We start from the raw sequence: 13,603 nt of genomic DNA on the forward strand, positions 1-13,603 counted from the left end.
GCCAAAGCCGGAGCGGGGTTATGTCCCTGTCTCAGACGGAGGGGTAGCAGAAGCTGTCGGTCGAGCAATCGCCGCCCTCGAGCCGAATCTGGTGGGCGCGATAGCCTTTTGGGGCGTCTACATAGAAGTCCTTGTTCAGGGTGAGCCCGCCATCGGCGCCGACATCGGCCATGACCATCTGGCCACCTTCGTCACCGGGATAGAACTGATCGTCCCAAGTGGAATAGAGCGAGTTGGTCCAGTAGACGCGTTTGCCATCCCGGCTTATCTCGACCATCTGGGGCCCGAAGGCGAAGGGCTTGCCATTGGGGTGGTCGGTGTTGCGCGCGATGCCGCCGAGTTCGACCTTGCCTGCCAGCTTGGGGTTCATCGGGTCGGAGACATCGTATTGATGCATCTCGCCCAGCCCCCAGCAGGCGACGTAGAGGAAGCGGTCGTCAAGGCTCAGGTCGATATCCGTCACGAGCGGCGGCACGGCCTCGAACCCTTGCAGGAGCGGCGGCAGGTTGTCCGCCTTTTCGGGGCGCGGGTCGATGGTGATGGTTTTCTTGGCCTCGAACGCGCCGTCGTCTTTCTGCCACCACGTGAAGATCGCACCCTGAAGGTTGGAGGTATCGACGACGACGCCGCAGAAGCCGTAATCCTTGGACGGATCATGGGCGGGGCGGATTTCCAGCGCCATCTGGTAGTTTTCGCCAAAATCGATGGTCTGAACATTCTTGCGTTCGCGCAGGTTCCAGAAGTGGATCGAGTGGCCGTACTTGTTGCCCAGCAGATCCTCGGGGACGATCCCGTTCTCGAATTGCGGCGGCAGGCCCCATTCCGAGCTGACCATGTAGTCGCGGGGCAGGTTCCACCAGAAATCGTAATGCTTGTCCTGCTTGCCGCGATCCATCTCGTAGCGGCCGAGGATTTCGAAGGTCTCGCAATCCATGAGGAAAATACCCGGAGGTCCGTCTGTGCCGTCCTCGCCGCCGCCGCCCAAGGTGCTGACATAGATGCCCTCGGGGCCGCAGTGGATGGTGTGCGGACGGGAATATCCCGTCTTCTCAAAGAGTTCCTCGGGTTCAATGATCTTGTGGATCTTCGCGTCGAGCGGGTCTTTCACGTCGATCACATAGATGCGGCTGGACCGGATGCCAGGGATGATCAGGTAGCGCCGCTCAAGGAAGGCGTGCCCGGTCAACGGCGACAATGACGACGAGCAGGCGTTCCAGCCGAAATGGTGAAACTCGTCACCTTTGTTGGGCATGAAGAGACTGTGAACAATCTCGCCATAGGTCTTGGATTTGGGATCGACATCCACAACGGCAAGCCCGTCGGGCTGAGAGCCATCGGGGCTGAGCAGAAGGGTGAAAGCCAAGGTTTCTGCCGGGGCCTTCATGGCCAGTTTCGGCGTCGCGTGAAATGTGGGGTCTGGTCTAAGATTCATGAAATATATCCTCCCATTCGGCGGGCCGGATCATGCGGCTGTCCGGGTCTCGCATGTCGGAAATGGTGGCACAGAATAAATTGTCTGACAAATGAATTCGCGCGTATCCGCGCGCTAGCGTGACCGGTCGGGAGGACCACTTGATGACAATTGCCTTTGCAGGGGGCGGTTTGTGCCGTGATGTTGAAGTGTCCGTCGGGGCAGGGACGGGCACGCGAAAGGAAGTGTTAACCGGTTCCTGCGCAGGGTGGCGGGCATGTGGCGACTCATCTTGCCGATTTTCCTTGGCCTTGTGGCCTGTGACACCCCGAGCGAGGCGTTTCGCGGGCAGCCCGTGACGCGCGTCGCCATCGACGGCAACCTTTTTGATATTCGGATAAGGGGGCGGCGTGCCGAAGCGATCCGGATCAATGCGCGCTGGGCCCCGAACCGGCTGAGCGTGGCCGATGCCGCCACCCGCGCGATCATGGCGGTGAGCGGTTGTCGCGTGGCCGGGCTTGGCGGGGATCAAGCGATGATCACCGCGCGGCTTGATTGTGGACAGGGCGCGCCGCCACCGGTGCCCCCGCCGCACTATCTTGATTGCGATCTTTATCTGGACGATGAGGGGTTTGGCGAGGCGATCTGTCGGCGCATGCCGGGCTAGGCCCAAGATTATCCTTCGCCGCCAAAGCCTTCGGTGCGGGGCAGGTCATCGGCGATTTCGAACCACGGCAGACGCTCTTCGTGATGCACATGTTCGCGTGGTCTTATCGCGGCGGGATCGTCGAGGGAGGCGATATAGAGGTGAACCTCACCGGGGTAGTGATCGGCCTCGAATGCCATGGGTGTGCCACAGGTGGCGCAGAAGTGCCGCCGGGCGCCGGGGCTGCTTTCATAGGAGGCGGGTATGGCGCCGGTCCAGCGAAAGCCGGATGCCGGCCCCGTCAGGAAGGCGGTCACAGGCGCGGAGCAGTTGCGCCGACAGCTTTCGCAATGGCAGTAGCCGGCCCAATCGGGCGGGGCGTCGAGAGTGAAGGTGATGGCGCCGCAAAGACATCGTCCTGTGATGGTCATGTAAGGCCTCGAAAATGAGCGGAATAGTCGGGTCTGATGGGCCGGATCGAGTGTTTGAACGACACTGAACACCGCGCGCCTTAGCCGGTGAGGGTTTTTTCCATGTAAAGGCTTGTTTCGTTCGGTGCATAGTCGCCGAATATCGCGCAAGGCGCAAAGCCGTGGCGCTCATATAGACGAATGGCGGCGGCAAGGGACGCACCGGTTTCGAGGCGGAGCAGAGACAAGCCGCGTTCGCGGGCACGATCCTCGATCCGGCGCAGCAGGGCGGCAGCCACGCCGCGACCGCGCGCCTGAGATGCGGTGAACATGGATTTCACCTCGCCGTAGCCTTCTTTCTCGGCCAGTGCGCCGGTGCCGAGCACGGTGTCGCCTTCGCGGGCGGAAAAGAAATGGATGCCGGGCCGTGACAGCTCCGCGAGGTTCAGGGCATAGATGTCGTCCGCCGGAAAGCTGGCCTGCATCAATGCGTGGCTCGCTTCGAGCAGGGCGCGCGGGCCGGGTGCGCAGGGGTCCGCGTCTTCGATTATGAGCATGGGATCACTCGATGGTCAGAGGCACGGAGGCGGTGATGGGCACGCCATCCTTTGCCAGTTGCGCATGGTCGTTGGTGTTGAGCGTGACACGGATCATGTGATCGCCCTCGGGCAGGGCCTGAAGCTGAACATGGGGGCTATAGGCGCGCATGACCTTGACGTCGTTCACATAGACATGGGCGTGGCCGTGGCCGGGCTGATGCGGGCCATTCACTCCGAGCGGATCGAAGGTGAAATTGGTGGTCTCAATGTGCAGATTGCGGCTTTGGGGGCCATCAGGACGCAGCACGAGGCGCAAAGTCGGGGCCGGGGATGTGGCCTCGACCCGTTGATCGTGATCCATACCTGTTTCACCGGCGCCGTGATCGTGCGCGGTGTGATCATGCACCATGGCGGGGGCCTCGGTGGCGGGCATCAATGCCTGCCCGGCCAGAAAGCCCGCGCCCGCGCCGAAGAACAGGCCGATGAGCAGAAAAGCGACCGATTTTGACATGTGTGAGGTTCGTTTTCCGATATGTGACTCGATCTGAGCCTAGCGTATCGACAGGCGCGAGCCTAGGGTGGAGATGGACGAAGCGCCCCCTTGGAAATGCGCAATATCTTGTGGATAACTACATCTTTGGCGCCATATCGTGGGGTTTTGCGTTGACAGGGCCGCGCGCGCCTCGTCACATTGCGGGTCAAGCACCGGAATCACCGGGGCGGGACGTCGAAATCACCAAAGGCCCTTGTGGTGCATTTTTCAAAGCTCAGACTGACCGGCTTCAAAAGCTTCGTCGACCCGACGGACCTGATCATCCATGACGGTCTGACCGGGGTTGTTGGGCCGAATGGCTGTGGCAAGTCGAACCTTCTGGAGGCGCTGCGCTGGGTCATGGGCGAAAACCGCCCGACCGCGATGCGTGGCGGCGGGATGGAGGATGTGATCTTTGCGGGGTCCGCGTCGCGGCCTGCGCGCAACTTTGCCGAGGTGGCGCTTCATATCGACAATTCCGAGCGTCTGGCCCCGGCGGGGTTCAACGACGAGGACACGCTTGAGGTGACGCGGCGCATCACCCGCGACGTGGGCAGCGCCTATCAGGTGAACGGCAAGGACGTGCGTGCGCGCGACGTTCAGATGCTGTTTGCGGATGCCTCGACGGGTGCGCATTCGCCCGCGCTGGTGCGGCAGGGGCAGATCAGCGAATTGATCAATGCCAAGCCCAAATCGCGGCGCCGTATTCTGGAAGAAGCCGCAGGGATTTCAGGACTTTACCAGAGGCGGCACGAGGCCGAACTGAAGCTGAAATCGGCGGAGACGAATCTCACGCGGGTGGATGACGTGATCGAGCAACTGGCCCAGCAACTGGCGCAATTGGCACGTCAGGCGCGTCAGGCGGCCCGGTATCGGGCCATCGGCGAGGAGCTTCGGCAGGCCGAGGGAATGTTGCTTTACCGGCGCTGGAAAGAGGCTGACGAGGCGGTGGCGCGGGCCGAGACGGCGCTTCGCGAGCGCACCACGGAAGCGGCCCGCGCGGAGACCACAGCGCGCGAGGCGGGCAAGGCGCGCGAGGCCGCAGATGAGGCGCTGCCGGCGCTGCGCGAGGAAGAGGCCATCGCCTCGGCGGTGGTGCAGCGGCTTCAGGTTCAGCATGACACGCTGGCCGATCAGGAACAGGGCGCGCGCGACCGGATCGAGACGCTGGAAAAGCGGATCGGGCAGCTTGCCCATGACATCGAGCGGGAGGCCGCGCTCAACCGGGATGCGGGCGAGACGATCGAGCGGCTGGACTGGGAGGCGCGAGAACTTGCCAAGGCCGGGGAGGGGCATGACGACAGGCTGGCCGAGGCCAGCGAGGCCGCAAGCGATGCGGCGGGCGTGTTGCAAGAGCGCGAGGGCGCGCTTTCGACCCTGACCGAGGATGTTGCGCGTCTGGCCGCGCGGCACCAATCGGCGCAAAGGCTTTTGGATGATAGCCGCAAGACATTAACGAAAAGTGAAGCCGAAGCCGAGCGCGCCCGTGACGCTGTGAACGCGTCGCGCGAGGCCATGGACCGGGCAGGCCGTGAGTTCGAGGCCGCCACCGAGGCAGAGCATGCCGCGCAACGGCAGGCCCGCGAGGCCGACGAGGCGTTGAACCGGACCGACGAGGCGCGGGCCGAATGCCAAACCCGCGAGGCCGACGCGCGCGCCGAACGCTCGGAGGCCGAGGGTGAGGTGAACGCGCTTTCGGCCGAGGTGACGGCCTTGGCGCGGCTGGTGGACCGGGATACAGGCGAAAGCGGTCAGATCCTGGATCGGCTTCAGGTCGAGCAGGGCTTTGAGAAGGCGCTGGGTGCGGCGTTGGCCGACGATCTGCGCGCGCCCGAGGTTGAGGCGGACGGACCATCGGGCTGGACCCTATTACCGGATTATGACGCGCATCAGCCGTTGCCGGGCGGGGTGCAGGCCATCACTCATCATGTCTCAGTGCCCGACGTGCTGGCCCGGCGGATGAGCCAGGTGGGCGTGATCGAGGTCGAGGACGCCGCGCATTTGCAGCCGCTATTGAAGCCCGGTCAGAGGCTGGTCAGCCCGCAGGGCGATCTGTGGCGCTGGGACGGCTACCGGACATGGGGCGAGGAGGCGCCTTCGGCGGCCGCGCTCAGGCTGGAACAGCTCAACCGTCTGGAAGAGTTGAAACAATTGCTGGCCCATGCCAGCGCCCGAGCAGATGGCGCGCGGCAGGCGCATGAGACGCTGACTGCGCGGCTCAAGGCGCTCAATGAGGACGATGCGGAGGCCCGGCGCGCCCGCAAGGCGGCGGATGCCGCGCTCAACGAGGCAAGCCGCGCCCTGAGCCGGACCGAGGCCGACCGCAATCTCGCGCAGTCACGGCTCGAGGCGCTTGGGCTGGCGGTGACGCGCCACGAGGAAGAGGCGATGGCGGCGCGTCAGCAAGCGACCGAAGCCGAGCAGGGGCTGAAGTATCTGGGCGATCTGAACGCGGCGCGCGCCGAGGTCGAGGATGTGCGTATGACCGTCGAGGCGGCGCGGATCACGATGATGTCCAAACGCTCGGCGCATGATGAGCTACGCCGCGAGGGCGAGGCGCGAACACGGCGCGCCCAAGAGGTGGCAAAAGAGTTGAGCGGTTGGCGGCATCGCCTTGAAACCGCTGAGAAAAGAAGTGCCGAACTGGCCGAGCGCAAAGAGGCGTCGGAGGCGGAACTGACCGAGGCGCGCGCGCAGCCCGAGGAGATCGCGAAGACGCGCGAGGAGCTTGCCGGCAAGATTACGGACGCCGAGGCGCGCCGGGCGCGGGCGGCGGATGCGCTGAGTTCCGGGGAAGGGGCGGCACGCAGGGCCTCGGAGGCTGAGCGCAATGCCGAGCGGAGCGCCGGCGAGGCGCGCGAGGCGCGTGCCGCCGCAGAGGCGCGCCGGGATGGCGTCACGGAGACCCGGGCGCAAGCTGCGCATCGGATCGAGGAGGAGCTTGACAGCACGCCAGAGCGCCTTTTGGAACAGCTGAACACCCTGCCCGACGAGATGCCACAGGCCGACGCGATCGAGGCCGATGTGAACCGCCTCAAGCGGCAGCGCGATGCGCTGGGTGCGGTGAACCTGCGGGCCGAGGAAGACGCGCGCGAGGTCGAGGTCGAGCATGACGCTCTGATCAGTGAGAAGACCGATCTTGAGGAGGCGATCAAGACTCTTCGGTCGGGGATTGCATCGCTTAACCGGGAGGGTCGCGAGCGACTGTTGACCGCGTTCGAGCAGGTGAATTCGAATTTCTCTTTGCTTTTCAAGCACCTGTTTGGCGGAGGTGACGCGAACCTCGTGATGGTTGAAAGCGATGATCCGCTGGAAGCCGGTCTTGAGATCATGTGCCAGCCACCGGGCAAGAAGCTGGCCACTCTGAGCCTTCTGTCGGGCGGTGAGCAGACGCTGACCGCGCTGGCGCTCATCTTTGCGGTATTCCTTGCAAACCCCGCGCCGATCTGTGTGCTCGACGAGGTGGACGCGCCGCTTGACGATGCCAATGTGGGACGGTTCTGTGACCTTCTGGACGAGATGTGCCGCCGGACCGAGACGCGGTTCCTGATCATCACGCACAATGCCGTGTCGATGAGCCGGATGGACCGGCTTTTCGGGGTTACGATGGCCGAGCAGGGGGTAAGCCAGCTTGTGTCGGTGGACCTCAAGAAGGCCGAGGCGATGGTCGCCTGACCAGAAGGTTAACGCGCGGTGCTGTATGTTGGCGCCCTCGCGCCGCGAATCGGGTGCGGAATCGCACGGTTAACGAGGGAAATCGGCGGATTTCGAACGTCGGCATCCATGTCGGCATTCACGTCGGTATTACGTCGGTGCGATACGGCGAAGTTGCCGTGGTTAATGGACCGCCCGCCGAAACCTTCACGATTTGCAAACAATTGCACGGATTGGGTTCGTTCACTGCGATCTGTCGCAGTGGAAGGAGGTGAGATATTTGAACGAAAGTTCTTTTCGGAATTGGATGGTGGCCATCGCGGCGGCGACGCTGATCGCGACCATCATCCGCCTTTGGATCGCGCCCTAGGCGCGTGACAAAAAAAGACCCTGCCGAGTAGCCGCTCGGCAGGGTCGATTATTTGGTGAGATGCGTGAACAGCTCTTTTCGCAATACTGTAATACTAGGCTTTCCCTACCGAAAAGTAAAGATCGCCCCGCGCTCAGGGAAGGGGAGCGGTTTGCCAGAGGCGCACCTTGAGCCCGCCATGGGCGACCGGCGGACCGGGGGGCGCGAAGGGGAGCGTTGTCGCGCGGGCAAGGCCGCCTTCGGTCGTAATGAGACCCACGCGCCAGCCCTGGAAGTTTGCCAGCAGCGTCTTGCCGAGCGCGGCATAGAGGCCGTAGATCAGCCGCTTGTTGCCGACGCGGCCGCCATAAGGCGGGTTGACGATGACAAGGCCGGGTGGCCCATCGGGGCGGGTGAGGTCGCTGATCGCGTGGCAGGAAAAGTGACACATATCCGCCACGCCGGCGCGCGCGGCATTGGCGGCGGCGCCCCGCACGGCGCCTGCATCGCGGTCCGAGCCGAAAAACCGCATCTCCGTGGGTCGTGGGTTCGAGTTGCGCAGGCCCGCGACCGCCTCGGCGTCGAAATTCGTCAGATGTTCGAAGGCAAAGTTGCGTGAGCGACCGGGCAGCAGGCCACATGCCATATCGGCCGCCTCGAGCAGAAACGTGCCCGAGCCGCACATCGGGTCAAGCACGGGTTCGCCCCCGTCATAGCCGCATTCACGCAGGAAGAGTGCCGCCATCGTTTCGCGCAAAGGGGCCTTGCCGACGAATTCCTTGTGGCCGCGCCGGTGGAGTGGGTCGCCGGAACTGTCGAGCGAGAGGGTGCAGAGATCATCCTCGATCCGCACCATGACGCGCAGGGGCGCATCCTTGGCGATTGGTGCGCCGAGGGTTTCGGTGATCGCCCGTTCGATCCGTTGGGTGGCCGCGCCCGCATGATATATCTTGGACCGTTTGCATGTGGCCTCGACCCGGATCGGCGTGTCGGGGCCGAAGAAATCACCCCACGGGAACTTGAGCGCGCGCTTGTGAAGCTGGGCCACGTGGAAAGCGCGGAAAGAACCGATGCGCACCAGGACGCGGGACGCGCCACGCAGGGTGATGTTGGCGCGCCAGACCTCGGGCCAGCCGCCGGAAATGGCGACGCCGCCGGGCTGTGATTTGACATCGTTGAAGCCTGCTTCGCGCGCCTCGTTGGCGAGCGCGCCTTCGAGGCCGGGCGGTGCGGTGAGAAAAATCTCTTGCGGGGTGCCGGGCGCGGGTCCGGCCATCACAGACGATCAAGCAAAGCGCGTGTCGGCCATGCGTCCGCGGGCATGCCAAGTTCCTGCTGGATGTCCTGTACGGCGGCGCGGGTGCCCGCCCCGAGAATGCCATCGGCGCCGCCCACGTCATAGCCGCGCGCCTGAAGCTTGCGCTGAAGCGCCTTGAGCTGATTGCCGGAGAGGCCCGGCTCGGGAGTGCCGGCGTTGAAAATCGGTGCGCCCTGAAGGCGGTTGGCGAAGTAAGCCGCGGTTAAGACGTAGGTAAAGCTTTGGTTCCATTCGAAATAGACGCTGAAATTCGGGTAGGCCATGAAGGCCGGCCCGTTGCGCCCTTCGGGCAGGATGATCGAGGCGGGCAGCGCGCCCGCCACCTCGCCGTGGCGGGGTGTCACGCCGCGGGCGACCCATTCAGCGGCGGGCATCGTGGTGCGCAGACCGGTCTTGGACCAGTCGAGCGTGTCGGGCACCGTGACCTCCTGAAGCCCAGGCTCGTTCGCACGCCAGCCCAGATGCGAGAGCATCTTGCCGCCTGACATGAGCGCGTCGGGGGCGGATGTCTTGAGCGAGACCTTGCCATCGCCATCGGCATCGACACCGTTGTCGATGATGTCGCGGGGGAGCATCTGAACCATGCCGATCTCGCCCGCCCATGCGCCGGTTGTGCGGCGGGGATCAAAATCGCCCATTTCGTAAAGTTCAAGCGCGGCAAAGACTTGCGGGCGGAAAAGCTCGGGTCGGCGGCAGTCATGCGAGAGGGTGACAAGCGCGTTGAGCGTGTTGAAATCCCCCTGAAAGCCGCCGAAATCCGTCTCGAACGCCCAGAAGGCGAGGAGGACGCCGCGATCAACGCCATACGTGGCTTCGATCCGGTCGAAGGTGGCGGCGTGCTGTTTGGCCTTGGCGCGCCCGGTGTTGAGCCTGTTGGCCGAGATCAGGCGGCGGGCGAACTCGGTAAAGGGTTTCTGAAAGACGCCCTGTTGGCGGTCGGCCCTGAGCACTGCGCTATCCTGCCGGACCGGGGCGAAGAACGCGTCCACGCTGGATTCGGCATGGCCGCGGGCGATCGCCTCATCCTTGAGGTTGGCGACGAAGGTGGAAAACGCGCCGCCACAGGATTGGGCTGTCGCGGCTGAGGCGAGGCCGAGAAAGGCGGCTGACATAACTGAGATAAATCGCATGGAAAAGGCCCTGTTGTTTTCATTTGATCCGACTCTAGTGCGTTTCGCGACAAACGTGAATCACGAGTTTGAAGGAAACGCGGCGCGCGCCCAGAGGCGTCAGAGCACGACCCCGAGAAGGACCGTGACCGCGAGGGTCACGCCCCATGCCCGCCAGAGAACACGGATCGCGGCCTCGATGTCGCTGGTGCCGGGGGCGCGGTTTCCGCCCGGATTGACGAAGGGAAAGTCGCGCATCCGACCGTTATATGAGCGCGGGCCGGAGAGGGCCACGCCAAGGGCGCGGGCCATGGCCGCCTCGGGCCAGCCCGCGTTTGGAGAGCGGTGGCGCCGCGCATCGCGGGCGATGGCGCGCCAGTCATGCGCAACCCCTTGGGTGGCCGCGATAAGCAGCGCGGTCAGGCGCGCAGGGATCACGTTGAGCACATCGTCGAGCCGCGCCGCCGCCCAGCCGAACGCCTCGTGGCGGGGGGTGCGGTGGCCGATCATGCTGTCGGCGGTGTTGGTGATCTTGTAGAGCAGGAGCCCCGGAAGCCCCGCGACGGCAAACCAGAAGGCCGGTGCGATGACCCCGTCCGAGAAGTTTTCGGCGCCGGATTCGATGGCGGCGCGGGTGATGGCGGCGTCGTCCATCGTGGCGGTGTCGCGCCCGACGATCATCGCGACGGCGCGCCTACCATCGCCGGTGGAAGTGGCCAAGCCCTGTGCGACGGCGCGCACATGCTCGATCAGGGATCTGTGGGCAAGCAATATGGCCGCGACGATCACCGCGACACCCCAACCGAGCTGTGCGAGCAGGAGCCCAAGCAGGATTGCGCCCGCCCCGAGCCCCATCATGCAGAGCAGACCTGCAAGGCGTGGCGCTCGGGGCCCGTTGAACCGGGTGTCGCACCAGCCCACCGCGCGGCCCATCAGCACCGCGGGATGTGGCAGGCGGGACCAGAGCCAGCGCGGTTCGCCCAGTGCGGCGTCAAGCAGGAGCGCAAGTGTCAGGGCGAGGCTCATATCGCCTCCTCGAGCCGGGGCCAATCGGAGGGGCCGGGTATCCCGAGGCGCAACCAATGTGGATCATAGGGAAACACACGCGACCAGATTTGTGCGTGGGCCAGCCGGTCTTGCCAGCGCGCCGCGTCATCCACGCGGTAGAGGCGAAAGAGCGGCGTGCCGCCAAGGGTTTCGGCCCCCGCGCCGGTCATCAGCGCATCGAGGCGGTGCGCATCGCGTCCAAGACGCTCACGGGTCCGTGCGGCCCAGTCGGCATCGGAAAGCGCCTGAGTTGCGATGGCGAGTGCCGGGCCGGACACGGGCCACGGCCCCAGCATCTCGGACAGCCTGTCGGTCAGGGCGCGCGGACCGATGGCAAAGCCCAGACGCAACCCCGCCAGCCCCCAGAACTTGCCAAAGCTTTTGAGGATGAGCGTATCGGAGCGGGTCGACATCCCGATCAGGCTGTGATCGGGGGCCACGTCGCAAAAGCTTTCGTCGAGGACAAGCCGGGGCATGTCGAGCTGTGCGTCGTGTGCGAAATGCCCCGTGGGATTGTTGGGATGCACCAAAACGCGCGTGTCTGCGCGATCTTTGGTGATGTCCCAGCCATGGGCGGCAAAGCTTGCCGCGTGTTCGTTATAGGTGGGTGCGGGGATGTCGACGCGACCCGACGGCCAGAGCGCGGGCAGGCGCGCGATAAGCGCCGAGGCGCCGGGCGCGGCCACCACCCCCGCCGTGTCGGGCACCGCCCAGAAGGCGCGCGCGGCAAGGTCGAGTGCCTGCATGGCCGCCGTGTCGGGCAGGGCGGTCCACGCGTCGCCGGACAAGTCGGGACGCGGGTAAGGCACGGGATTGATCCCGGTCGAGAGGTCAAGCCACTCGGCGCGTATTCCGCCATGCGCGCGGATCGCGGCATCAAGACCGCCGCCATGATCGCGGGTGGGCTGCTTTGGTTTTGTGGTCCGTGTGGTGGTCATGCGGTCCCCGGCATCCGATACCTATATCGTTTCGCGAAAAACCTGACCCACAGATTTTCGCGAAACGCAGCGCGACATTCAGGCGTTGCACGCATTTCGCCTTTCGCGTTGAACCGTAAATCATCGGCGGAAACAAGCCGCCACGCGCGCCCGAGTGGCTGAAAATCGCGCGCGGTGGCCGGCTTGGCTGTGGGGGCGGGTGCCGTTAACCATTTGTTAACCGAGTCGGGCGCAGGCAGGGCCATTCGCGGGCGCAGAACCCGCATCCGGGGGAGTTACGATGAATGTGCTGATCGTTCAGAGCGATACCGCGCTTGGCGGGATATGGCAGCGACACATGCAACGGCAGGGCCTTGCTGTCACGCTTGCCGCCGGGCAGGACGCCGCCATCGCGGCGCTGCGTGCGCAGGACTACGAGGTTCTTGTTCTCGATCTCGTGTTGCGGGATGGCAGCGCGTTGGCTGTGGCGGATTTCGCGAGCTATCGCCGCCCGGAGGCGCGGATCGTGTTCGTCACCAACACCAGCTTCTTTTCCGACGGGTCGATCTTTTCGATCTGTGCCAATGCGCAGGCGTTTCTGCAAGCCGACATGCCGCCCGAGGATCTGACGGCGATGGTGGCCCATTACGGCGCGCGGGGTTGAACGCCTGCGCGCTTGTTACTCCGCCGTCAGGTGATCGCGCCCGTGTGGGGCATCGAAATCCGGCGCGGGGTTGATCGGGATGATCTGATGCGGGTTCACCGTGGTCTGGCTGACGTGGTAGTGGCGCACGATGTGATCGAAATCGACCGTGTCGCGCACGCCGGGCCATTGATAGAGGTCGCGCAGGTAGCCCCAGAGGTTGGGAAGGTCGACGATCCGGGCGCGGTTGCATTTGAAATGGGTGTGATACACCAGATCGAAGCGGATCAGCGTTGTGAAAAGCCGCCAGTCTGCTTCGGTGATGCGTCCGCCCATGAGATAGCGGCGCGAAGCAAGGCGATCTTCAAGCCAGTCGAGACTGTCGAAGAGGGGATGCACCGCGTCGTCATATGCCTCTTGCGAGGTGGCGAAGCCCGCCTTGTAGACGCCGTTGTTGACGGTGTCGTAGATGCGTGAATTGACGGGCTCGATCGCGTCGCGCAGCTCTTGCGGCCAGTAATCGTCGGAATTGCCGGTGATGCCATCGAAGGCACCGTTGAACATGCGGATGATTTCGGCGCTTTCGTTGGACACGATGGTTTCGCGCGATTTGTCCCAGAGCACCGGCACCGTGACCCGCCCCGAGATGTCGGGATCGGCGCGAATATAGATGTCGCGCAGGAAGGGCAGATCATAGAGCTTGTCACCCGTGGCCCCCGGATAATCGGTGCGGAACTCCCAGCCTTCGCTGAGCATGTCGGGATGCACGACCGATACGTCGATGTGGTCTTCGAGCTCCTTGAGCCTGCGGAACACAAGGGTGCGGTGCGCCCAAGGGCACGCGAGAGAGACATAAAGGTGGTAGCGCCCGCTTTCAGCCGGGAAGCCGCCCTCGCCGGAGGGGCCGGGACTGCCATCGGTGGTAATCCAGTTGCGAAAGCGTGATGTGTCACGCTGAAACGCGCCTCCATGGCTTTCTGTATCATACCATTCGTCGCGCCACGTGCCTTCGACAAGCTTGCCCATGT

The 13,603-nt window shown here is 64.4% G+C and carries 12 protein-coding genes; 3 read left to right on the plus strand and 9 right to left on the minus strand.

Annotated features, from left to right (window positions below; translation table 11 throughout):
- Positions 1-31 precede the first annotated feature (31 nt).
- Positions 32-1,432 (minus strand): selenium-binding protein SBP56-related protein, encoded by a 1,401-nt coding sequence (locus V8359_RS01635; RefSeq protein ID WP_336426949.1) that lies wholly within the window; start codon positions 1,430-1,432, stop codon positions 32-34.
- A gap of 256 nt (positions 1,433-1,688) precedes the next feature.
- Between V8359_RS01635 and V8359_RS01640 the strand changes: the two genes are divergently transcribed.
- Positions 1,689-2,078, plus strand: coding sequence for a hypothetical protein (locus tag V8359_RS01640; protein ID WP_336426950.1), 390 nt, complete (start codon positions 1,689-1,691; stop codon positions 2,076-2,078).
- An 8-nt stretch (positions 2,079-2,086) separates the two neighbouring features.
- On the opposite strand, the gene V8359_RS01645 is transcribed toward V8359_RS01640, so the two are convergent.
- The 3 genes from V8359_RS01645 to V8359_RS01655 form a co-directional block, all read right to left on the minus strand.
- Positions 2,087-2,488: a GFA family protein gene (locus V8359_RS01645; protein WP_336426951.1), complete on the minus strand. Its 402-nt coding sequence runs from the start codon at positions 2,486-2,488 to the stop codon at positions 2,087-2,089.
- A gap of 80 nt (positions 2,489-2,568) precedes the next feature.
- Complete coding sequence (locus V8359_RS01650) at positions 2,569-3,024, minus strand: GNAT family N-acetyltransferase (RefSeq protein WP_336426952.1); 456 nt, start codon at positions 3,022-3,024, stop codon at positions 2,569-2,571.
- Positions 3,025-3,028: 4 nt separating this feature from the next.
- On the minus strand, positions 3,029-3,517 hold the full coding sequence (locus V8359_RS01655; RefSeq protein WP_336426953.1) for a hypothetical protein: 489 nt from the start codon (positions 3,515-3,517) through the stop codon (positions 3,029-3,031).
- A gap of 240 nt (positions 3,518-3,757) precedes the next feature.
- On the opposite strand from V8359_RS01655, the gene smc reads away from it, so the two are divergent.
- On the plus strand, positions 3,758-7,213 hold the full coding sequence (gene smc, locus V8359_RS01660) for a chromosome segregation protein SMC (RefSeq protein ID WP_336426954.1): 3,456 nt from the start codon (positions 3,758-3,760) through the stop codon (positions 7,211-7,213).
- 482 nt (positions 7,214-7,695) lie between these two features.
- Here smc and V8359_RS01665 read toward each other — a convergent pair whose 3' ends face one another.
- The 4 genes from V8359_RS01665 to V8359_RS01680 all read right to left on the minus strand — a co-directional run bounded on the left by V8359_RS01665 (position 7,696) and on the right by V8359_RS01680 (position 11,953).
- A complete protein-coding gene (locus V8359_RS01665) occupies positions 7,696-8,817 on the minus strand; it encodes a THUMP domain-containing class I SAM-dependent RNA methyltransferase (RefSeq protein ID WP_336426955.1) in 1,122 nt (373 codons plus the stop codon).
- Entirely contained in the window at positions 8,817-9,989 is a 1,173-nt protein-coding gene (locus V8359_RS01670) for a lytic murein transglycosylase (protein WP_336426956.1), read from the minus strand. Before V8359_RS01670 ends, V8359_RS01665 begins: the two co-directional genes overlap by 1 nt.
- 99 nt (positions 9,990-10,088) lie before the next feature.
- On the minus strand, positions 10,089-10,994 hold the full coding sequence (gene cbiB / locus V8359_RS01675; protein ID WP_336426957.1) for an adenosylcobinamide-phosphate synthase CbiB: 906 nt from the start codon (positions 10,992-10,994) through the stop codon (positions 10,089-10,091).
- The gene (locus tag V8359_RS01680) at positions 10,991-11,953 is read right to left on the minus strand and encodes a threonine-phosphate decarboxylase (RefSeq protein ID WP_336426959.1); all 963 of its coding nucleotides are present in this window, start codon (positions 11,951-11,953) and stop codon (positions 10,991-10,993) included. Before V8359_RS01680 ends, cbiB begins: the two co-directional genes overlap by 4 nt.
- 280 nt (positions 11,954-12,233) lie before the next feature.
- Between V8359_RS01680 and V8359_RS01685 the strand changes: the two genes are divergently transcribed.
- The gene (locus V8359_RS01685) at positions 12,234-12,596 is read left to right on the plus strand and encodes a hypothetical protein (RefSeq protein ID WP_336426960.1); all 363 of its coding nucleotides are present in this window, start codon (positions 12,234-12,236) and stop codon (positions 12,594-12,596) included.
- A 15-nt stretch (positions 12,597-12,611) separates the two neighbouring features.
- On the opposite strand, the gene V8359_RS01690 is transcribed toward V8359_RS01685, so the two are convergent.
- Positions 12,612-13,601, minus strand: a complete 990-nt coding sequence (locus V8359_RS01690; RefSeq protein WP_336426961.1) for a glutathione S-transferase family protein — start codon at positions 13,599-13,601, stop codon at positions 12,612-12,614.
- Positions 13,602-13,603 lie beyond the last annotated feature (2 nt).

The sequence above is a fragment of the Roseovarius sp. E0-M6 genome (assembly GCF_037083845.1).
Taxonomy (GTDB): domain Bacteria; phylum Pseudomonadota; class Alphaproteobacteria; order Rhodobacterales; family Rhodobacteraceae; genus Roseovarius.